Annotated in this window: 14 protein-coding genes and 2 pseudogenes; 15 read left to right on the plus strand and 1 reads right to left on the minus strand. The window is 68.6% G+C overall.

What is annotated here, in order from left to right; genetic code table 11:
- Positions 1-79 precede the first annotated feature (79 nt).
- From OG504_RS34960 to holA, 14 genes and pseudogenes are all read left to right on the plus strand, one after another.
- The gene (locus OG504_RS34960) at positions 80-925 is read left to right on the plus strand and encodes a DegV family protein (protein WP_405993364.1); all 846 of its coding nucleotides are present in this window, start codon (positions 80-82) and stop codon (positions 923-925) included.
- A gap of 159 nt (positions 926-1084) precedes the next feature.
- Positions 1085-2380 carry a helix-hairpin-helix domain-containing protein gene (locus tag OG504_RS34965; protein WP_405993365.1) on the plus strand — a complete coding sequence of 432 codons (1296 nt, stop codon included), beginning with the start codon at positions 1085-1087 and terminating at the stop codon, positions 2378-2380.
- Positions 2377-4257 (plus strand): annotated as a pseudogene (locus OG504_RS34970) (ComEC/Rec2 family competence protein); the annotation flags it as partial. The gene OG504_RS34965 and the pseudogene OG504_RS34970, both read left to right, overlap by 4 nt.
- A 120-nt stretch (positions 4258-4377) precedes the next feature.
- Positions 4378-5856, plus strand: a complete 1479-nt coding sequence (locus OG504_RS34975; RefSeq protein WP_405993366.1) for an integrase — start codon at positions 4378-4380, stop codon at positions 5854-5856.
- Positions 5853-7601 (plus strand): hypothetical protein, encoded by a 1749-nt coding sequence (locus tag OG504_RS34980; RefSeq protein WP_405993367.1) that lies wholly within the window; start codon positions 5853-5855, stop codon positions 7599-7601. Before OG504_RS34975 ends, OG504_RS34980 begins: the two co-directional genes overlap by 4 nt.
- Positions 7598-9712 carry an integrase gene (locus OG504_RS34985; RefSeq protein ID WP_405993368.1) on the plus strand — a complete coding sequence of 705 codons (2115 nt, stop codon included), beginning with the start codon at positions 7598-7600 and terminating at the stop codon, positions 9710-9712. Before OG504_RS34980 ends, OG504_RS34985 begins: the two co-directional genes overlap by 4 nt.
- Entirely contained in the window at positions 9709-10128 is a 420-nt protein-coding gene (locus OG504_RS34990) for a hypothetical protein (RefSeq protein ID WP_405993369.1), read from the plus strand. Before OG504_RS34985 ends, OG504_RS34990 begins: the two co-directional genes overlap by 4 nt.
- Before the next feature lie 239 nt (positions 10129-10367).
- Positions 10368-12299, plus strand: a complete 1932-nt coding sequence (locus tag OG504_RS34995; protein WP_405993370.1) for an AAA family ATPase — start codon at positions 10368-10370, stop codon at positions 12297-12299.
- Positions 12300-13356: 1057 nt separating this feature from the next.
- On the plus strand, positions 13357-13884 hold the full coding sequence (locus tag OG504_RS35000; protein WP_405993371.1) for a hypothetical protein: 528 nt from the start codon (positions 13357-13359) through the stop codon (positions 13882-13884).
- A gap of 139 nt (positions 13885-14023) precedes the next feature.
- A complete protein-coding gene (locus tag OG504_RS35005; RefSeq protein ID WP_405993372.1) occupies positions 14024-14944 on the plus strand; it encodes a hypothetical protein in 921 nt (306 codons plus the stop codon).
- Between the two features lie 119 nt (positions 14945-15063).
- Positions 15064-15804, plus strand: a pseudogene (locus tag OG504_RS35010) (ComEC/Rec2 family competence protein); the annotation flags it as partial.
- 4 nt (positions 15805-15808) lie between these two features.
- Positions 15809-16654, plus strand: a complete 846-nt coding sequence (locus OG504_RS35015) for an arylamine N-acetyltransferase (RefSeq protein ID WP_405993373.1) — start codon at positions 15809-15811, stop codon at positions 16652-16654.
- Positions 16655-16665: 11 nt separating this feature from the next.
- Positions 16666-16911, plus strand: a complete 246-nt coding sequence (locus OG504_RS35020; RefSeq protein ID WP_033285933.1) for a hypothetical protein — start codon at positions 16666-16668, stop codon at positions 16909-16911.
- 236 nt (positions 16912-17147) lie between these two features.
- Positions 17148-18137, plus strand: a complete 990-nt coding sequence (gene holA, locus OG504_RS35025) for a DNA polymerase III subunit delta (RefSeq protein ID WP_405993374.1) — start codon at positions 17148-17150, stop codon at positions 18135-18137.
- Between the two features lie 201 nt (positions 18138-18338).
- On the opposite strand, the gene rpsT is transcribed toward holA, so the two are convergent.
- Positions 18339-18605 (minus strand): 30S ribosomal protein S20, encoded by a 267-nt coding sequence (rpsT, locus tag OG504_RS35030; protein ID WP_329249620.1) that lies wholly within the window; start codon positions 18603-18605, stop codon positions 18339-18341.
- A 1343-nt stretch (positions 18606-19948) separates the two neighbouring features.
- Between rpsT and lepA the strand changes: the two genes are divergently transcribed.
- A complete protein-coding gene (gene lepA, locus OG504_RS35035) occupies positions 19949-21823 on the plus strand; it encodes a translation elongation factor 4 (RefSeq protein WP_405993375.1) in 1875 nt (624 codons plus the stop codon).
- Positions 21824-21936: the final 113 nt, after the last annotated feature.

Consider the following 21936-nt stretch of genomic DNA (forward strand, 5'->3'; position numbering starts at 1 on the left):
GTGGTGATCCGGCCGGTTCCGGCCCAGGTGAAAGGGGTCGGGCTGCCGCCCGGCCGCTACGGCAGGTAACCTCCAGCTCATGTCCCGCCATGTCGCGATCGTCACCGATTCAACGGCCTACCTGCCGCCGCTGACGATGGAGCGCCACGGCATCACAGCGGTGCCGCTGACCGTGGTCCTCGGCGACCGGGCGCTCGAAGAGGGCACCGAGATCTCCACCCGCTCCCTGGCCCAGGCCCTGCAGAAGCGCCGCCCGGTCACCACCTCGCGCCCCAGCCCCCGGCTCTTCGCGGAGACCTACCGCAAGGTCGCCGAATCCGGCGCCACCGGCATCGTCTCCCTCCACCTCTCCGCCGAACTCTCGGGCACCTACGACGCGGCGGTCGTCGCCGCGCGCGAGGCACCGGTGCCGGTGCGGGTCGTGGACACCGGGATGGTCGCGATGGCGCTCGGCTTCTGCGCACTCGCCGCGGCCGAGACGGCGGAGGCCGGCGGCACGGTGGACGAGGCGGTCACCGCCGCGGAGAAGCGGGCCGCCGGCACCTCCGCCTACTTCTACGTCGACACCCTCGACTATCTGCGCCGGGGCGGCCGCATCGGCGCGGCACAGGCCCTGTTGGGCTCCGCGCTCGCCGTGAAGCCGCTGCTCCAGCTGGAGGGCGGGCGCATCGAACTCCTCGAGAAGGTACGGACGGCGTCGAAGGCGATCGCCCGCCTTGAGGAACTCGCGGCGGACCGGGCGGGCAGTGCGCAGGTCGACATCGCCGTCCACCATCTCTCCGCGCCCGATCGGGCGTCGGCGCTCGCGGACCGGTTGCGGGCGCGGGTGCCGGGGCTGGCCGATCTGCATGTGAGCGAGGTCGGGGCGGTGATCGGGGCGCATACCGGGCCTGGGTTGTTGGGGGCTGTGGTTTCGCCTCGGTGACGGGGTTTGCCGGGGCGGCGCCGGCGAGGGGTGGTTCGCGGGCTGGCGCCTTGGGCGAGTGACACTCGTGTGGGTGACGGAGTTATCCACAACTGGGCCGTCGTCCCCGGGAATTGACCAAGATCATCGCGAAGTTGCGGAATGTCCGATCCTCGGCGCATGGCACTTCGATCACGCTCACACACAGCGACTGCGACCAGCGGCCCGGGCCGCGCCCCGTCCTCCGACGGCCGAACTCGGCAGCGCCGCGCGCCTGCACGGGGGCGGGCACATCGTCAGGCTTCGGCGGAGGAACTTCGGCGACGGGCGGAACTGCTCTTTGGCGAACCTGGTGAACGTGCCGGGGAGCGGGGGGAGTTGGGGAATGGGCCGCCGGGTGGAGGGCGGAGCGGGGGTGAGGCTGTAGAGCCTCCTGCTCTGCCGGCAGTTGAGGCGAGGGGGCAGGCTGCTCAGCCTGTGCCGTCTGTGCCGCCGGAGGTCAGGGCGGCGGGGCTTCGGTTTCCTGCTCCTGTTGATGCCGGTCCGTGGACTGCTCGGGAGCCGGAGCAGCGGGTGGTCCGGGTGGGTTCGCCGGTGCGTGCTGCCCTGGAGCCTGACGGTTTGTTGTACGTCGGAGGGGCCGAAGTGGCCGGAGACACTGGGGAGTTCAGCGGCACCGGCGAGGTCGGCATCGGGCGGGATCGTGCTGCCGGGGCCTGGCGTGGGAGGGCCGGGGCGGCTCTGCGGGAGCGGATGCCGGTGTGGGTGCAGACGCGGTGTGGGCTGGAGCGGCGCAACGTGGTCGCGCTCGGCGTGCTGCTCGTGGTCGCTGCGGTCTTCGCCGTACAGCACTTCTGGGTGGGCCGGACCCAGCCGGTGCGTGCTCCGGAGGTGGTGGGGGCGGCCGCTCCCTACGGAGATGGGGTTGGAGGCAAGGGCGGCCGTGAGGGCGGTGCTGTGGGGAAGGGGGCCGAGCCGCGTGCCTCGTCGGTCGGAGCGCAGGGCGCTTCGGGTGCTGCCGGTACCGAGATCGTCGTGGACGTCAGTGGCAAGGTCCGGGAGCCCGGGGTTCATCGGCTTCCGGCCGGTTCGCGGGTGACCGATGCGTTGCGGGCGGCGGGTGGGGTGCGTCCGGGCACGAACACCGAAGGGCTCAACCGGGCTCGGTTCCTTGTGGACGGGGAGCAGATCGTCGTTGGCGGTCCGGCCCCCGCGGCGGTGCCTGGTGCGGGCGGCGCGAACACGGCGGGGGCAGGTGGCTCGGCTGCGGGAGCCGCTCCGACTGCCCCGATCTCCCTCAACACGGCCACCGCGGATCAGCTCAACACCCTGCCCGGCGTGGGACCGGTGCTGGCCCAGCACATCATCGACTACCGCACCCAGCACGGCGGTTTCCGCTCGGTGGACGAGCTGCGTCAGGTCAACGGCATCGGAGACCGCCGCTTCGCCGACCTGCGGGACCTGGTACAGCCATGACCCACATCTCCTCACCGGCCCGCCGAACCGTGCACGCCGACTCCGGGAGTCGGCGGGGTGCCGCACACCCCCAACAGGAAGGACCGACGGACCTACGACTCGTACCGCCCGCGCTCGCGGCCTGGGCGACGGCGGCACTGGCGCTGGACGCGTCGCCGGCCTGGGTCACAGGAGTCGCCGTCGCCTCGCTGACCGTGGCACTCGTGCTGCTGCTGGTGACACGGCGGCGGGACAGGGCAGGCGGCAGCCGCACCTCGTCACAGCCGGACGCCGACCTCTCGCTGGAAGGCGTTTCACCGGAAGATGTTCGCCCCGCACTCCCATGGCGGCAGGCCGCATGGCCCCGGGTCTCGATCGCCGCCCTGCTCCTTTCCATCGCCGCGGCTGCCGCTTCCGCCGGGCTGCACGGGGCGGATCTGCGGCGTGGGCCGGTACCCGAGCTGGCGCGGGAGTACGCGACCGTGACCGCGGAGGTGGAGGTCGGTTCCGATCCGCGGTTGACCCGGCCCCGGATCAGCGGGGATCACGCGGCTCCGGTCTCCGTGCTGGCCGACGCCGAGGTGCGGCGGGTCGAGGAGTTGGACGGGACGGTCGTGGAGACGCGGGCGCCGGTGCTGTTGATCGTCGACCCGGGTTCGTCTTCCAAGGGAGGGGGCCGGGCAGGGGGTTCCGGTGGGCCGGAGCGTTCGCCCTGGCTCGGGCTGCTTCCGTCGACGCGGGTGAAGGTGACCGCGCGGTTGGCGCCCTCGCTGACGAGCGGCGACCGGGTCGCGGCCGTGCTGCGGGTGCGGAACCAGCCCGTGCCGGAAGTGGTGGAAGAACCGTCCGGAGCGCAGCGGTTCGCGGGGCGGTTGCGGGCCGGGTTGCGTGCGGCGACCGAAGGGTTGCCGGCGGACGCGCGGGCGTTGCTGCCGGGGCTGGTCGTCGGGGACACCGCGCGGATCACACCCGAGTTGGACGAGGCGTTCAAGGATACGGACCTCGCGCACACCCTCGCCGTCTCCGGAAGCAACCTCACCATCCTGCTCGCCCTCCTCATCGGGCCGCCCGGTCTCGCCCAGCACATCGAACGCCGGGGCCTGGCACCGCGCTTGGGCATCTCCCTCCGGGCGACCGCACTGCTCGGCGGGGTGCTCACGCTCGGGTTCGTCGTCGTGTGCCGCCCCGACCCGAGCGTGCTGCGGGCCGCCGCCTGCGGTGCCGTCGCGCTGCTCGCCCTGGCGACCGGGCGCCGCAGATCACTGATCCCGGCGCTGGCGACGGCCGTACTGCTGCTGGTGCTCTACGACCCGTGGCTGGCCCGGAGTTACGGCTTCCTGCTCTCCGTGCTGGCCACCGGTGCCCTGCTCACGCTCGCGCCGCGCTGGTGCGAGATGCTGCGTCGGCACCGGGTTCCGCCGCGGCTGGCCGAGGCGTTGGCCGCCGCTGCCGCCGCGCAGGCGTTGTGCGCGCCGGTCGTGGCCGTGTTGTCGGCGAGGGTCAGTCTGGTGGCGGTGCCGTGCAATCTGCTCGCGGAGATCGCCGTCGCACCGGCCACGGTGCTGGGCTTCGCGGCGCTGGCGACGGCACCGTTGGCGATGCCGGTGGCCAAGGTCCTGGCCTGGGGCGCGAGTTGGCCTGCCGGCTGGATCGCGGACGTCGCTCGGACCGGCGCGGCGCTGCCCGGTGGGGGAGTGGACTGGCCGGGCAGTTGGACCGGGGCACTGTTGCTCGCGCTCGCTGTCGCGGCCTTGGTGCTGGTCGGGCGGCGGCTGTTGAAGCACCCCTGGTTGTGCGGTGTCTGCGGGTTGTCGCTGCTGCTGATCGTGGTGGCACCGGCGCCGTTGACCCGGGTGATCACGGGGTGGCCGCCGCCGGGTTGGAGATTCGCGATGTGTACCGACTTCCCTGTTTGATCTACGTGTTGAAGCGGATCGAACAAGGGCTGGCCAGTGGCGAGTTGGCAGGTTTACTGGGTGCCGAGGCATTCGGTCGCAGTACCCGACGGGGTGTCAGTATTGACGGGGTATGGGGACCTGTCTGAGCGGGAGGAGCGGGTCGGGATCCATGTTGGAGATCCCATCCTGCTGTCGCCGGACTACCGGATTGATGAATGGCTGAGCCTGTACCTGTGCCGTTCGTCATTCGTACGGCTGGCTCCAGAGACCAAGCGGAACTACACGGACGACTACTGCCTTCTCTTCGATTTCCTGTGGGCACGAGGGAAGACCTGGAACAAAGCGACCGCGGATGATCTGTGGGACTTCGAGGACTGGCGGACACGGTCAGCACGCAATCCCCGGAGGATCGGGGGCTCGCGGTGGGATCGTGGGCTCGCGGCGTTCACGCGGCTGTACGCGTGGGCGGTCCGCAAGGAGCTGATGGCGGTCAACCCGATCGTGATGCGGACGGTCGGCGACCGACATGGGCAGCTGGTCGAGGTGCCGGAGGCCCGCTCGAAGAACTCCAGGTCCAGCAACGTGCACTGGCTGACCCCGCGGGCTTTCCGGCTGTGGGTGGAGGTGGGCCTGCGGGGCTACACCGCCGAGGGTCTGCCCACGCCGGGGTGGGCGGGGCGGATGGAGGACCGCAATGTGGCCTTCGCCGAGCTGCTGTTCTCCTCCGGGATGCGGCTGACGGAGGCCGGCTCGCTGCTGACAATCGAGATACCGCGCTCGGCCTTGCAGTCCCGCCGCTACTACTCGGGTCGGCTGGCGAAGGAGGTCACCAAGTCGAAGAAGGCGAGGACATACTACGCCGCGGCCCCGGTGGTGGGCCTGGTCGAGGGCTACGAGGAGTCGACGCGAGCTGCAGCAGTACGGCGCGCGCAGGCCAAGGGTCGGTACGACAGCCTGCCCGAGCGGAAGCTGGTGACCCGGATCACCGGGCTGCGCAAGCGGGTGCTGCACTGGGTCGACCAGGACGGCGTCATCGGGGAAACTGCGCTTAGCGATGCCACGGTCGAGGAACGGATGACGCTGTTCACCGAGGGGCCGGCCGGGCCGGAGCCGTTGTGGCTGTGGTTGAGCGAATCGGGTCTGCCGTTTCGTCCGCAGTCCTGGGAGAACGTCTTTCGGGCCGCGTCGCAACGGTGCCAGGACGTTCTGGCGGGGGTGGTGGCGGAGCCGCCGTTCTGCACGCCGCATATGTGCCGACACTCGATGGCCCTCTACATGCTTGTCGTGCTGCACCACGTCGTTGACCTGCGGATGGGGCTGACGGCGGAGGAACGCCGGGATTTCCGTCTCCTCTACGGGGATCCGTGGCGGATGGTGCAGGACCTGTTGGGTCACTCAGAGCTTGAGACGACACGGTCGATTTACCTTGCGCCCGTGTCTGACCTGCAACTTCGCTCCCTGCTGGCTGATCCGGACCCGCTGGATGAGGCGGTGAGTGTCGCGGTCACGCAGCATCGGGTGACCACGTTGCTGTCCCGTCTCGCTCAGGAGAGCGAAGGCATCCAGGACCTAGACGAGAAGCTGGTGGTGGGTTCGTGAGCCGGCGCGGGCGCAAGGCGTCCTTGCCTGCCGGACCCCACCACCGGCCCGTCGTCCTGGCCGAGGACGGCCTGCGGATCTGCCACCGCGACAAGCGGGGCGTCGTCCGCAACTACGACTTCGGGGTGCTGCCGGTGGCTCACGCCTTGCAGCGGTCCTTGGCGGCCACGTTCGCCGCGCGATGCGCCCCCGGCGGCGGCTGGGATTCCGCCGACACCGGGTTCAACATCTGGGTCCTGGTGCGGGCGTTCGCGAAGTTCCTGTCCGAGCAGGAGAACCCGCCGGGAGATATCGACGAGATCACCGCGGCCCTGTGGTCGTCCTGGCGGCTCAGCAGGCCAGCCACCAATACCGGATACCGGCAGGTCAAGACGCTGTCGAACTTCCTGCTGCGCAACGAACGGCTCCCGCAGCCTGTCCGGGACGGCATGGCCAAACGGCTGCTGAAGGTGAAGGCCCAGGAGAAGGCCTACCAGCCGGGGGAGTTCACCGAGATCCGTGTCACGGCGCGACGGATGTTCCGGGCCGCGCTGCTGCGGATCCGGGAGAACACCCAGCATCTGGAGGCATGGCGGAACGGGGCCTTCGAGCCGGGCTGCCGGGACTGGCTGGTCGGGGAGGCCTTGGACAGTCTCGCCCGGACCGGGCACATTCCCCGCTATCCGCAGGTCAGCGGCAAGATGGTGGTGGTCAACCGTTACCGGTTGGCGTTGGGCGGCGCGAAGCCGGAAGTGACCTGGCAGCGGCTCTACTTGAGCCGGATGGAGTGCACCTCGCTCGCGGTGCTGCTGGTGGCCGAGCAGGGGCTGAACGCCACGACGGTCGCCGAGCTGCCGGTGCCCCGGGCGACCCCGGATTCTGGGGAAGGCGGCGGATTCCCGGTCTATCGGCTGGAACTGGAGAAACGGCGCCGCGGCGGCGGCCAGCACTTCGAGACGCGCAACCTCACCGACTTCGGCGCTGATTCTCCGGGCCGTCTGATCACCGAGGCACTGGAGGCGACTGCTCACGCCCGCGCGTTCGTCGCCGCTGTCGGATCAGGTCCGGACCGTCTGCTGGGCTGGCACGAGAGATACGCCAGCAAGGGACGCGTCGACCCGGAGACGCCCCGAGTCGGGCCGTTCGCCTTCGGATTGGCGAGGAGCGCCGGCACCCACTGGGCCATCGAAGTCGGGCTGGCGGGATCGCCGATGCGGCGCACCCGCAAGACCGTCAACGTCCTGCACCGGCGTGAGCCGGGGCAGAACACCCAGGACACTCACGACCGCGTCTACGTCATGAATGAACCCCAGGTTCAGGAGGCAGCAGGCCCGGTGATCGCGGACGGCGCGACCGCAGCGCTGGAAGCTGCCCGCCGGACGGTGTTCCGGGCCCGGCTCAGCGACGGCCCGGAGGCAGACGAGCGACAGACCGCGACGGCGGGCTGCGCGGAGTACGACAACAGCTTCTTCACCCCGTCGGGTTCGGGCTGCGGGGCGTCGTTCCTGCTCTGCACAGCCTGCCCGAACGCCCGGGTCCACCCTGGTCATCACGCCCGGCTCGCCTACCTGCACCTTGCACTGGAAAGCCTGCGCACGGTCTTGGATCCCGGCCGCTGGGACGCGGACTGGTCCGATGCTCACGCCCGGCTGGAAGACCTCAAGGGCCGTCTGGGGACGGTCCTCTGGACGGTAAGGCTCGCCGAGGCCACTGCTGAGGACCGAGAGGTCGTCGACCATCTCCTGAACGGACACTACGACCTGTGACGACTGCGTACACCGAACTGCCCCTGGTCCCGGGCCCGGACAGCCCCTCGATCGAGTCCGTGCTGGTCGTGGCCGGCTATCACGGCACCGTCAACCGTTACGGCGCCCCTTCCTGGCCGATGGCACCGCTGATCGACAACCCCAGCGCGCCTCGCCACACGATCCACTGGACGGAATTCCCGGACGGCACCCGCGAGGAGTTCCGGCTCATCGCCTGGCACATGGTCAACCGCGCGTTGCCCGACACGTTCCTGGTCGGCAAGGTCCCTTCGTGGCGGACTCGGCAGAGCCCGAGCGCGATCTACCAGGCCTCCCTGGCCTGGAGGCACTTCGCGCATTGGCTCGACAAGCGCGGCATCACCGGTCTGGACGGCTGCACCGAGGAGGTCTTCCACGACTACGGCCTGCGGCTGAGCCTCCAGCCGGGCGTCGGACGATCGACCACGGGCCAACGCCTGACCGCGTTGACCCGGCTCTGGGCCTTCGACGAAGGCTGCGTACTCCCGCGCGGCATCGCCGAACCTCCCTGGAACCGTGAAGGCCAGGACGACTACCTTCCGGCGGCGACATCCCTTGGCGGGGAGAACGGCACGGAGCCGATTTCACCCGACACCATGGGGCCCCTGCTCATCTGGGCCCTGCGGGTGGTCGAAGACTTCGCCGACGACATCCTCGCGGCCTGGACCGAGAACCGGCGTCTGACCGCGCGAGTTGCCCAGGCGAAGGCGACGCCCGCAGCACGGGCCCAGCTCAAGACCTACTTCACGGGCCTGATTGAGAGGGGCCAGCCCATCCCCACCCACGACAAACCCGGCGGCCGACGGTTCGCCCTCACCTACATCGCCGGCATCAACGGCGCCCCTCAAAGTCAGACTAACGCCGTCGTCGCCAGCCGACCCGGAGGGCTGGGGCTGAGCCAGTACATGCTGGACAACCCCGGCGGATGCCCGCTGGCCATCCCCGTCACCGGCCTGGTCGACGGGAAGCCCTGGAAGCCCGTGCTGGACTTCACCGAGGCCCTGGCCCTGATGCGGCACCTGGGCACCGCCGCCTTCATCGTCCTGTCGTACTTGACGGGGATGCGTCCTCAAGAGGTTCTCGGGCTGCGGACCGGGTGCTGCCCGGATCCTGAATCCGGACGCTACCTCATCCACGGAAACGTCTACAAGACGGCCACTGACGAGAACGGTAACCACCGCTCCGCGGGCGAGCTCCGCGATGTCCCCTGGGTGGCCATCGCCCCGGTGGTCAGCGCCATTCGCGTCCTGGAGCGCATCGTCGGCGATAGCTCACTGCTCTTCGACGGCACAGCCCACGACTTCAACTCCACGCGCAGCTTCGTCGGCTCGGTGACCTTCAGATCCTGGCGGAGCCGGGTCGAAGAATTTGCTGTCTGGGCCTCTGATCTGGCAAAAGCCCTTGGCCGCCCATATGAGACCGTCCCCGCGGATCCGAACGGAGCGATCGGAACGGGGCGCTTCAGGAGAACCCTTGCCTGGCACATCGCCCGTCGCCCCGGCGGGCTGGTCGCCCTCGCGATCCAGTACGGCCATCTGCGTACTTCGGTCAGTTCCGGATACGCCTCCCGCAGCAGGGACGGCATTCACCAGCTCCTCGACGTCGAGACCGCCCGCGCCACGGCAGACACCCTCACCACGCTCCATACCGACCTTGCCGACGGCGTCGGCGTTTCCGGACCCGCCGCACGACGGGCGATCCACGCCGCCAGCCAGGCCCCCGCCTTCGCCGGCACCATCTTCACCGTCCGCGCCGCCCGCGCGGTCCTGGAAGACACCTCCCTGGCCGTCCACGACAACCCGCACGCCTACCTGATGTGTGTCTACAACCGCGAGAAGGCCCTCTGCCACCGGCTCGTCGACCGTTCTGATGCACCCCGCCTGGACCGCTGCGAGCCCACCTGCGCGAACGTCACCCGGACCGACCATCACGCCGACCAGCTCATCTCCATGGCCGAGGTCCTGGAGAAGCAGTGCGTCGATCTAGTCCCAGTCCCGCTGGTTCACCGATTGCAGGCCAGGGCCCAACGGCTCCGAGACCTCGCCGAGAAGCACCACCGCGACCGCATCACTTTGCCGGAGGCATCCGCATGACCCCCGCCATCGACGAACGCGACCGCATCCGCGGAGCCATCGACCGCATCCTCAGCGGCTCGCCCATCCATTCCAACGGAGCCCTGACCGTCGTCGCCCTCGCGACCGAGGCCGGTGTTCCCCGCAATGCCCTTACCCAACGACACCAGGACCTGAAGAACGAGTTCTACGCGCGCGTCCGCGCCCGGGGAGGGATTCCCGACAGCGAAAAACGGCTCCGAGCCCGGGTAGTGAAACTCAAGGAACAGCATGCCGACGACGTCAAGGAGATCAACGAACTCAAGGTGGCCAACGAGATCCTTGTCCGGGCGCTTCACCAAGCGCAGATGGAGAATCGACAGATCCGGCTCCAGCTGGTCGAGCGGGCGGACAACCTCCGTGTCCTGCCGACCCAGCCGCGGCCACCGGAGCGGTGAGCGAGCTCGGAGACAATTCGTACGGCACTGTCAGTGGCGGGCGTTACCCTCAGATCTGGCTCAAAGAGGACCCCGGCACCGTCGAGGTCGACGGGCACCGGGGTTACTCCTGATTGGCGTCTGGAACATACCTCGAACGCAACGCCGAAGGCACCCCGTGTCATGTCGTTGTGATCATCGCCTCTCGACATGACACTCCGGGTCTCCTCGCGGGAATCGAGGAAGGACCCCAAGGCAAAGTGCAACTCATCAAGGCCCAGATCACCGACTACAGGTCCGTCGAGGACTCCGACATATTGGATGTAGAGGAGGACGTCACCTGTCTCGTCGGGAAGAACGAGTCGGGCAAGACGACCCTCCTCCAGGGGCTGTTCCGGCTCAACCCCGTCGAGCCGGCCAGCTTCGACGAGGTGGTCGACTATCCCGCCCGCAAGACCCGGCAGCGCAAGCAGCTCCCGGCCGACCAGAAGATTCCCGTGGTCCGGGCGACGTTCCGCTTCGACGACACCGAGATGAAGACCATCGCGGAGGAGCTCGGCCCGAAGGCTATGGAGAGCCCCGAGTTCGAGGTCGTCATCGGCTACCGGGACGAGTCCACGACCTTCACGTTCTCCTACGACGAGGCCGAGGTCGTCAAGCACCTGCGCGCCGCCCTGGACCTCCCGGCCGCGGCCGCCAAGGTCATCGGCGGCACGAAGACGATCGCGGAGCTTCTCGACGCTCTCGCCGCGCTGGACGAGCCCATGGCCGATGCGACTGCACTGGCCGACCGCCTCCGCAGCTGGCCGGACGGCAAGCTCGGGCTGCACCTGATCGACCAGTACGCCAGCCCGTTCATGCCGAAGTTCGTCTACTTCGCGGACTACGACACGATGCCGGGCAAGGTCTCGCTGCCCGATCTGGTCCGGCGACGGGAAGCGGGAGACCTCAAGCGAGGCGAGCGCGCCCTGCTGAGCCTGCTGGACATCGCCGGAGTCTCGCCGGAGGAGTTCCAGGACTCTGGCCAGCACGAACGGCTCATCCGCGAGCTGGAGAACGCGGGCAACGTCATCTCGGACGAGGTCTTCGACTACTGGTCGCAGAACAAGGAGCTGGAAGTCCGGCTGGAGGTCCTCACCCCCGAAGCCGGGGCCCAGCCGCCCTTCCACGAGGGGCCGATCCTCCAGGTCCGCGTCTTCAACACCCGCCACCGGGCCTCGGTTCCCTTCGATGACCGGTCCCGCGGTTTCGTCTGGTTCTTTTCCTTCCTGGCCTACTTCAACGAGCTGGAGGACGCAGGCACCACGAACCTGATCCTGCTGCTGGACGAGCCGGGCCTCTCCCTCCACGGCCGAGCCCAGGGGGACCTCCTCCGCTTGATCGACGAGCGGCTGGCCCCCAAGCATCAGGTCATCTACACCACGCACTCGCCATTCATGGTCGACCCCGGAAACCTCCAGAGGGTCAGGACGGTCATCGACCTGGAGCGCGGCGGAGCGAAGGTCTCCTCGGAGATCTTCAAGGCCGACGAGGACACGGCCTTCCCGCTCCTGACGGCGATGGGCATCGAGATGACGCAGACGCTCTTCGTGGGCGAGCACATCCTGCTCCTCGAAGGCCCGAGTGACCTGATCTATCTGGACGTCCTGACGGACATCGCCGAGGCGAACGGCTCCACGGGACTCGACCCCCGCTGGGTCAAGACACCCATCGGAGGCGCGGGCAAGCTCTCCACCTTCGTGACGCTCCTCGGCGCGAACAAGCTGAACGTCGCGGTGCTCGTCGACTCCAGCACCAAGGACGTCGGCGCAGTGCAACGGCTCCGGGACAACGGACAGCTCGCCAGGAACGGACTCGTCGAGATCAGCGAGTTCACCGGCACGGGCGACGCGGACGTCGAGGACCTGTTCGACCGCGACTTCTACCTGGAGCTCGTCAACCGCGCCTACTCAGCGGAGCTCACCCCTCCGATCACCGCAGCAGACCTCAACGCGAACGACCCGCGCGTCGTCCGTCAGATTGAAGCGGTGTTCAAGAAACGAGCGATCGCCGGAGGCAGGTTCAACCACTACAAGCCGGCCGCTGTCCTCCTCCACGAGCAGGTGTCGCTCACTCCCCAGATCGGCACCACCACCATCGCCCGCGCCGATCAGCTGTTCACCCGGCTCAACTCCTTGCTGCCGCGCCGCTGACCAACGACTCCGGCTTGACTCCGAGCGGGGTCAGGCCGGAGTCGCTTCGCTTCAACTCGGGACTACTGCTCACTCGCCGGGCGAAAGTTTGGCATCGGCAGTAGATCTCCGTCAGGCACTGTGGGTCACCCGGTTTGCGTCGGCGCGAAACCTACATGGGTAGTGCCGAAGGTTCGATCGCTCAACCTTGGTCGACTCGAAGCGGTGGTATGCGTCACACCTGCGCGGTCGAGGCCTGGTGGTCGGTGATCGAGTTCTTCACCCCGCGGCGACCCCTCCGAATGAGGGGCCGCTCGTTCATCGCTCGCTTGGAGCGGAAGCCTCTGGCCTCCCGTTTGCAGTCGGGAGGCCAGCCCAAGGTGCACCCACGCCAGTGAGTTGACGCCTCGGATGGGGCCGGTCTGCACCGGCCGGTGTCCCCATGGTTGCGCACCATGGGGAGTCAATGGGGTAGAAAGCGCGTTTCTTGCCCTATTCATAGTAGCCATGTTGAAGGTAACAAACCTTGTGGACAACTCCTGACCTGGAGCTTCCGGAATGAACCCACGTCTGAGCTGGTACGTCCTGACATACGGATCAGGCGGCGCTGTTGTTCAGTGCCGGGCGGAGAGGTTCGTCACTCGCCCTTGTGATCTAACTAATCGGGCCTTTTGGGGCGCCGCGGGACCTCTGTTCGAGCTGGATCGAGCGTTCGACCAAAGCTGATCAAACTGGATCACACCTGAACGGTCGATGGGCGTTTTCGTGTACTTCACATGTTGCACGTTCAACCGTCGGCGCCTCGTCGCACGGGCGATATCGTTGTCCGTCGGATGGGCTCTCCTGTCTCGCCATCCACGCGCGGATCCGCTAGGGCATGATGGTTCCGTAGCGCTCATGTGACGGTCGTTTGCAGCGGCCGTCGCTTCTCCAACGAGTGCCGCAGTACGACCGCGTGACACACAGTCACGCGGAGCCAGTCCAAGTCACCCACGCCAATGAGTCCCCGTCCAGCCAGGGCGGGGACGCCTTCACCAGCGCCAGGCCGAAGGGTCGGGCGCGGATGGGAACTACCCACATGGGTAAGAAGAAACGCGCCGCCGCGGCTGCCGCGATCTCCAGCGCGACCGGTGTCGCCGCAGGAATGACGGCAGCCCACTTCGGGCTGGGCCCCGATGAGTCCGTCCGCGTCGGTGGCAGTGTCGCCACCGCGGTCGGCAACCTCCTCTTCCAGACGTTCCGCCTCACCTCCTACGACATCGCCGACGGCGGTTCCTCGGGGACGGAGACGGCCGGGATCGAGGACTCCTCGGCGGACTCCAACAGCATCGTCGAGACGACGAACATCTCGACGGAGGCGGCGGGCGCGGTCGTAGTGTCCAACGACATCATCAACGTCGAGACCCCCTCCCCGGACACGGCGGACGCGACGGCCAAAACCACCCCGTCGGCCCCTGCTCCGCAGCCGCCCGTTGCGGGCGACATGCAGATCCGGGACGTCAAGCACCCTCGGCACCGTAAGCGTCAGCGAGCCGCACGCCGACGGATCGAGCGCCGCGAGCGCAATGAGCGCCACGTGAAGGAAGAGGGCCACGGCGCCTCCTGACCGAGAGCACTTGTGGCACCTCCAGGTCCTTGAGGCCCCGCTGAGCTGTGCCCGCCCGGGATCATCCCCGGGCGGGCACAGCTCAGGCCCAGGACGAACCAGCACGAACAGACTCTGATCCGTCAGAAGGAGCAGCGCCGTGGCGCGTCCGGAGAAAGAACTCCCCGCCGACATCCCCCTGTCCTTTAAGTCCCTTGTGACCGAGATGCGCAACATCCGTCGGGACAGCACTCTGACCATCCAAGCGCTGGCCACGAAGACCGGCTACTCCACCGCCGCGCTCTCGGGCGCCACCGCCGGCAAGAAGGTTCCATCCTGGGAGTTGACTGCGGCGTTCGTCATGGGCTGCGGCTACAAGGGCGACATGGAGCGTTGGAAGCGCGCCCACCGGGCCGCGTCCCGCGACGTGAAGGGCAGCAGTGCGTCCGAGGACACCGGCGAGCACCAGCTGCCGCGCCTCACCAACATCGTTCCCCTCTTGAGACGGGCTTCCGACTCTGCCAACCAGCCGGCAACAAGCATGGCGTTGCCGCCCGATGGTCTGCTTGCACTTGTTCAGCAGGCCAGTCGATTCGAACGCCGTGACAAGCGGGTCAGCTCCGTCACCTCGGCCGACCACATGCACACGGCGCTCGCGCTGTGCACGACGCCCGAGGACGTCATCGAGCTGATGAACGAGCTCGTGGACGACAAGAACCTGTCGATCCAGGCACTCGAAGAGCGCAGCCGCCAGCACTTCCCCATCTCCGACACCACCTTCGCGCAGGTCCTCAGCGGGAACCAGCTCCCCACCACGGAATGGCTGTACATCTTCCTGTCGGCATGCGGGTTGGAGCAGGAACGCACCGTGATGTGGCACTTCACCGTGACCCGAATCCGGATCGCACTCATGCGCCAGGCGCAGAGGGGGACATTCAAGAAGTCTCGCCGTCGCCGACGCGAGCTGCGCGAAATGATCACTACCATCAAGCAGAAGAGCCACTACTTCTACCTCACAGCGGCCATGTGGGTGGTGATGGCCATTCCGTTCATCGCCAAGACGACCCAGCTTCCGTGGTGACGCTTTGCCCGCAGTAGCCCCTAGTCGGCGAAGGCCTCGCTCCCCAGTTCGGATTGCTGGGAGAGTGAGGTCTTCGTTGCATCTTCTACGTTTCTCAACACGCACGACTTGACAGAGAAGATGTCGGGCAGGGCGATGCGACGGTCCTCGCGGCGGGCAAGGGCACCGGCGTGGTCGTCGACGCCGGGCCCGATCCGAAGCTGGTCGACCAGTGCCTGCGCACGCTCGGCATCACCAGGATCCCGCTCGTCGTCCTCACCCACTTCCATGCCGACCACGTAGCGGGGTTGCCCGGTGTGCTGCGGGGCCGCTCGGTGGGCGCGATCGAGACGACGTCCTTCGAGGAGCCGGCGGACCAGGTCGAGTCCGTACGGAGAGCGGCGGCGGAACGGCACATCCCGATCACCCGGGCCGTGGCCGGGGAACAGCGACGCACCGGTCCGCTCGCCTGGCAGGTGCTGTGGCCCCCACCGCGCCCGGCATCGGACCCGGACGGGCCGAACGACGCGAGCGTCACCCTGCTGGTACGGACGGCCGGGCTGCGACTGCTGTTGCTCGGGGACCTCGAACCCCCGGCCCAGCAGGAGCTGTTGAGGTCACCGGCGGCCGCTTTGCTGGGAGGCGTCGACGTTCTCAAAGTCGCCCATCATGGCTCGGCTTTTCAAGATCCGGACCTGATACGCAGGGTGGCGCCTCGGCTGGCGTTGATCTCCTGTGGAGAGAACAACAGCTATGGGCACCCTGCCCCCAGCACGGTCGCGGCGCTGCGGGCCATGGGGGCGGTGGTCCTCCGGACGGATATGGACGGGGCGTTGGCGGTGAGCGGGGAAGGAGACGGGCTGCGGGTGGCGCGAGACTGAGGACATGAATCCCGCACAGGTTGATGCCTACCTCCGCCGGCTGGGAGCCCAGCACCCGGCGTCGCCCACCGTCGATGTCCTCCGCGAGTTGCATCTGCGCCATCTGCAGACCGTGCCGTTCGAGAATCTGTCGATCCATCTGGGAGAGGAGATCGTGCTGGAGGAGAACCGGCTGCTGGACAAGGTGGTGGGCGCGGGCAGGGGCGGGTTCTGCTACGAACTGAACGGACTGTTCGGCGCGTTGCTCACCGCGCTGGGCTTCGACGTCACGCTGCTCGCGGCGCGGGTGTACGGGGACGAGGGGCGGACGGGGATTCCGTACGACCATCTCGCGCTGCGGGTGCGGACGGTGGACGGGGGCGTGTGGCTGGCCGACGTGGGCTTCGGGACGCACAGTCACTATCCGCTGGCCTTCGAGGAGCGGGGTGAACAGAAGGATCCCGGCGGCACGTTCAGGGTCGTCGGGTCGGGACCGGATGCGGCCGGGGTGCGGGGCGGGGCATCCGGAGCGGGAGCGGTTTCGGAGGAGGTGACCGACCTGGACGTGATGCGGAACGGAGGGCCCGAGTACCGCCTGGAGGTGCGGCCCCGGGTGCTCGGTGACTTCGTGGCCGGGGCGTGGTGGCACAGCACGTCACCGGCCTCGCATTTCACCCAGTCACTCGTCTGTTCACGGCTCCTGGAGGACGGCGGGAGGATCACGCTCGCCGGCCGGACTCTCACGACGACCAGTGGGGAGGGGACGCGGGACGTACATGAACTGACGACGGACGAGGAGGTGTTGGGGGCGTACCGGGAGTGGTTCGGGATCGAGCTGGGGTCGGTTCCGGAGGTGCGGGGGCAGGGGTAGAAAATGTCCCTGTGAGTGATGTGAGACATGTGCTGGTGCTGCCCGACCGTGACGCGGCTCAGGAGGCGGCGGAGGTGCTCGGGGAGCGGTTCGCGCTCGACGAGGAACCGCGGCTGGTGCGGGACGCGCTGGCCGGTGAGGACGATGCCGAGGACGCGCAGTGGCTGCTCGTTCTGCGGGACGAGGACGGGCGGCTCGACCCCGCGGAGCTGGACGCCTTCGCGGGGGAGTGGGACGGCTGGCGCGAGGAGCCGTAGCGGAGGAGCCGCAGCAGCGGCCGAATCCGCTGTCGGACTCGCACCCTCGTACCTTCGCGCCCTGCCCGCCCGGCGCGCCGCCCCCCCCCGGCGCGCCGCCCCACCCCGCGCCCCCCGGCACGCCGCCCACCCCGCACCGGCACCCGTCGGTGCCGACGCAAGACACCCGCACCGGCACCCCCACCCGACCCGGCACGCGGGACGCGTTGTCAGTGGCGCGTGCGATGCTTTACGAGATGGCCAGGAAGACTGCGAATGACGACCCTCTCGCCCCGGTGACGCTTGCCGTGGGCCAGGAGGACCTCCTGCTCGACCGTGCCGTGCGGGAGGTGGTGGCCGCTGCTCGGGCCTCCGACGCCGACACGGACGTACGTGACCTGACTTCGGACCAGCTGCAGCCCGGCACGCTCGCCGAGTTGACCAGCCCGTCGCTCTTCGCGGAGCGCAAGGTCGTGGTCGTACGCAATGCGCAGGATCTGTCCGCGGACACGATCAAGGACGTGAAGGCGTATCTCGGCGCGCCCGCCGAGGAGATCACGCTGGTGCTGTTGCACGCCGGTGGGGCCAAGGGCAAAGGGCTGCTCGATGCCGCGCGCAAGGTGGGGGCGCGGGAGGTGGCCTGCCCGAAGATGACGAAGCCGGCGGACCGGTTGGCGTTCGTGCGGGGTGAGTTCCGGGCGACCGGGAGATCCGCCACGCCGGAGGCCTGCCAGGCGCTGGTCGACTCTCTCGGCAGTGATCTGCGGGAACTGGCGTCCGCTGTCTCCCAGTTGGTCGCCGATATCGAGGGGACCATCGACGAGGCGGTCGTCGGGCGGTACTACACGGGGCGGGCCGAGGCGTCGAGCTTCACGGTCGCGGACCGGGCCGTGGAGGGGCGGGCGGCGGACGCGCTGGAGGCGTTGCGGTGGTCGTTGTCCACCGGGGTGGCGCCGGTGCTGATCACCAGCGCGTTGGCGCAGGGGGTGCGGGCGATCGGGAAGCTGTCGTCCGCGCGTGGGGGACGGCCGGCGGATCTGGCGCGTGAGCTGGGGATGCCGCCGTGGAAGATCGACCGGGTACGGCAGCAGATGCGGGGGTGGACACCGGACGCGGTCTCCGTCGCGCTGCGGGCGGTGGCCGAGGCGGACGCGGGAGTGAAGGGCGGGGGGGACGATCCGGAGTACGCGTTGGAGAAGGCGGTCGTCGCGATCGCCCGGGCCGCTCGGTCCCGGGGCCAGGCCTGACCTCGGCTCCGCCTCGACTCGCAAGCGGCGCAGGCGCCCCGAGAAACAGCAATGCCCCCGAAGTGGGTCCGGGGGCACTGTACGTGGCGTGGCGACCACGATGTCTGTCCGTGAATCGAGGTAGAGGGCTCGACGTTGTCCTCACGGTGGATTGCTACTGGTCCGGTCCGCGCGAGCGCGGGCCGAGGCAAGTGCGGAGGATCAGCCCTTGAGCGCGGTGACCTTGGAAGCAAGCGCCGACTTCTTGTTGGCGGCCTGGTTCTTGTGGATGACGCCCTTCGCGACGGCCTTGTCGAGCTGACGCGCGGCAGCGCGCTGGTACTCGGTGGCCTTCTCGACGTCACCCGCGGTAGCGGCTTCGCGGGCCTTGCGGATCGCGGTCTTCAGGGAGGACTTGACGGCCTTGTTGCGCAGCCGAGCCTTCTCGTTGGTCTTGATCCGCTTGATCTGGGACTTGATGTTCGCCACGAATGAGCCTTTGCAGGTTCTGGCACGGGGCCGCACGGGTCCCGGGCCGATGATTTTCCTTGGGGTGTGTCTCGCACCGAGCGGAGATACCGGTCAGGGATGAGGCACAGCCACCCAGGTTACCAGCCGCCCACCGGCCCACCCAAACTGGCCGCCGAGGGCTATCGACGACCGCCCCATGCCGCGACAAACCGGACGACACCCCTTGCCTGCCGAGCCCAGCCGACCCCGAGCAGGTCCCCAGACCTGACCGAACCGCTCCCGCGAGAAGCCCCCAGGCCTCCCCGGCTCAGTCCCCAAGCAACCCCGGACCTACCCGAGCCGGCCTCCGAGTGGCCCCCCAGACCTCCCCGGCGCACGTCCCGAGCAACCCGGGACCTACCCGAGCAACCCGGGACCTACCCGAGCAACCTGGGACCTACCCGAGCCACTTCCCGAGTAGCCCCGATCCCACCTGAGCCGACCTCCGAGTGGCCCGCAGGTCTACCCGAGTCACTTTCCGAGGAGCCCCCAGACCCACCCGAACTACTTCCTCAAACCCCGCGGGCTGCCCCGGGCCCTACCCTCCCGGGCCCTACCCTCCCGGGCCCTACCCTCCCGGGCCCTACCCTCCCGGGCCCCACCCTCCCGGGCTGGCCGGGCCCCCAAACTCACTCCGCAGGCAGCCCCGGCCCTACCCGAATCACCCCACGGGAAGCCCCAGGTCCCCGGGCCTGCTCTCCGGGCAATCCCGAGCTCACCTACGCCGACCTCCGAGTAACCCGCGCTTACCCGAAACCGGCCCCCCGGAAGCCCCTAAGCCTTCCCGGCCTACTCCTTGAGCAGCCCCGGGCCGGCCCAAGCCGGCCTCCGACTGCCCGCAGGCCTACCTGAACCGCTCCCCGAGATGCCCCTAAGCCTCCCGGGCCTACTCCCCGAGAAGCCCCGGGCCCGCCCAAGCCGACCTCCGAGTAGCCCGCAGGCCCAGGCTCTACCCGAGCCACTTCCCGAGATGCCCCTAAGCCTCCCGGGCCTACTCCCCGAGCAGCCCCGGGCCCGCCCAAGCCGACCTCCGAGTAGCCCGCAGGGCCAGGCTCTACCCGAGCCACTCCCCGAGAAGCCCCCAGTCCACCCGAGCAACTTCCCGACCAGCCCCAGAGCCCCAATCCCACCCCAATCCCACCCCAGCTCACCCCGAACCGGCCCCAATACCGGCCCCAAAACGGCCCCCCAAACCCCCACCCCCACCCACCCGCACCGTCCCAAACCGGACCGCACCTCTCGCGCGTGGGACGATGGAAGCTACGTATCGATCCGACCCGAGACCGCAGACACTGCGGACGCCTCAAGAATCAGGACCCTGCGTGCCCGCGATCCCCAGCCATGTGCCCGAGCCGAGCCGTACCGACCCGGCGCTGATCCGCAATTTCTGCATCATCGCGCACATCGACCACGGCAAGTCCACGCTCGCCGACCGGATGCTCCAGCTGACCGGAGTGGTCGACAGCCGGCAGATGCGTGCTCAGTACCTCGACCGCATGGACATCGAGCGCGAGCGTGGCATCACGATCAAGTCCCAGGCTGTGCGTCTGCCGTGGGCCCCGACCCTCGGGGACGACCAGGGCAGTACCCACATCCTCAACATGATCGACACCCCGGGACACGTCGACTTCACGTACGAGGTCTCGCGGTCGCTCGCCGCCTGCGAGGGCACCGTGCTGCTCGTGGACGCCGCCCAGGGCATCGAGGCCCAGACCCTCGCCAACCTCTACCTGGCGATGGAGAACGACCTCACGATCATCCCCGTACTGAACAAGATCGACCTGCCGGCCGCGCAGCCCGAGAAGTTCGCCGAGGAGCTGGCCAACCTCGTCGGGTGCGAGCCCGACGACGTGCTGCGGGTGTCCGCGAAGACCGGTATCGGTGTCGACGCGCTGCTGAACAAGGTCGTCAAGGAGATCCCGGCGCCCGTCGGGAACGCGGACGCGCCCGCCCGCGCCATGATCTTCGACTCGGTCTACGACTCCTACCGCGGTGTCGTGACGTACATCAGGGTCATCGACGGACAGCTCACCAAGCGCGAGAAGATCCGGATGATGTCCACGAACGCCACGCACGAGCTGCTGGAGATCGGGACGAACTCGCCGGAGATGCTCGGCGCGGACGGGCTCGGGGTCGGCGAGGTCGGCTATCTGATCACCGGCGTGAAGGACGTCCGCCAGTCCAAGGTCGGTGACACGATCACCACCCTGCACAAGGGCGCGACCGAGGCGCTCGGCGGGTACAAGGACCCGAAGCCGATGGTCTTCTCGGGCCTGTATCCGCTGGACGGGTCCGACTACCCGGAGCTGCGCGAGGCCCTCGACAAGCTCCAGCTCAACGACGCCGCGCTCGTCTACGAGCCGGAGACCTCGGCGGCGCTGGGCTTCGGCTTCCGCGTCGGCTTCCTCGGGCTGCTGCACCTGGACGTGATCCGGGAGCGGCTGGAGCGCGAGTTCGGGCTCGACCTCATCGCGACCGCACCGAACGTGGTGTACCGGGTCGAGATGGAGGACGGCAGCGAGCACGTCGTCACCAACCCGAGCGAGTTCCCCGAGGGGAAGATCGACAAGGTCTACGAGCCCGTCGTCCGCGCGACGATCCTCGCGCCGTCGGAGTTCATCGGCGCGATCATGGAGCTGTGCCAGACCCGGCGCGGCACCCTGCTCGGCATGGACTACCTCTCCGAGGACCGCGTCGAGATCCGCTACACGCTCCCCCTCGCGGAGATCGTCTTCGACTTCTTCGACCAGCTGAAGTCCAAGACCCGCGGCTACGCCTCGCTCGACTACGAGCCCACCGGCGAGGTGACGTCCAGCCTGGTCAAGGTGGACATCCTGCTGCACGGCGACAAGGTGGACGCCTTCTCGGCGATCACGCACAAGGACGCGGCGTACGCGTACGGCGTGCGGCTGGTCGCCAAGCTGCGGGAGCTCATCCCGAGGCAGGCCTTCGAGGTGCCCATCCAGGCCGCCATCGGCTCCCGGGTCATCGCCCGCGAGACCATCCGCGCCATCCGCAAGGACGTCCTCGCCAAGTGCTACGGCGGTGACATCTCCCGTAAGCGGAAGCTGCTGGAGAAGCAGAAGGAGGGCAAGAAGCGGATGAAGATGGTGGGTTCCGTGGAGGTTCCCCAGGAGGCCTTCATCGCGGTGCTGTCCAGCGACGACAGCGGCGGCGGAGCCAAGGGCAAGAAGTAGCGGCCCCGTACACCGAAATTCCGGACGATAGCCAGACGATTCACAGGGCCCGTTGCGCTTCGGCGCCGCGGGCCCTATGTCTTGGCTCTGTACGAAGTGGTCATGGCTCTGTT

The sequence above is a fragment of the Streptomyces sp. NBC_00986 genome, from assembly GCF_045162565.1.
Lineage (GTDB): Bacteria > Actinomycetota > Actinomycetes > Streptomycetales > Streptomycetaceae > Streptomyces.

What these genes read in the sequence shown, in the direction of transcription:
- OG504_RS34960 (WP_405993364.1), top strand. Translation starts at nt 80, where the DNA reads ATGTCCCGCCATGTCGCGATCGTCACCGATTCAACGGCCTACCTGCCG.
- OG504_RS34965 (WP_405993365.1), top strand. Translation starts at nt 1,085, where the DNA reads ATGGCACTTCGATCACGCTCACACACAGCGACTGCGACCAGCGGCCCG.
- OG504_RS34990 (WP_405993369.1), top strand. Translation starts at nt 9,709, where the DNA reads ATGACCCCCGCCATCGACGAACGCGACCGCATCCGCGGAGCCATCGAC.
- OG504_RS35000 (WP_405993371.1), top strand. Translation starts at nt 13,357, where the DNA reads ATGGGTAAGAAGAAACGCGCCGCCGCGGCTGCCGCGATCTCCAGCGCG.
- OG504_RS35015 (WP_405993373.1), top strand. Translation starts at nt 15,809, where the DNA reads ATGAATCCCGCACAGGTTGATGCCTACCTCCGCCGGCTGGGAGCCCAG.
- holA (WP_405993374.1), top strand. Translation starts at nt 17,148, where the DNA reads ATGGCCAGGAAGACTGCGAATGACGACCCTCTCGCCCCGGTGACGCTT.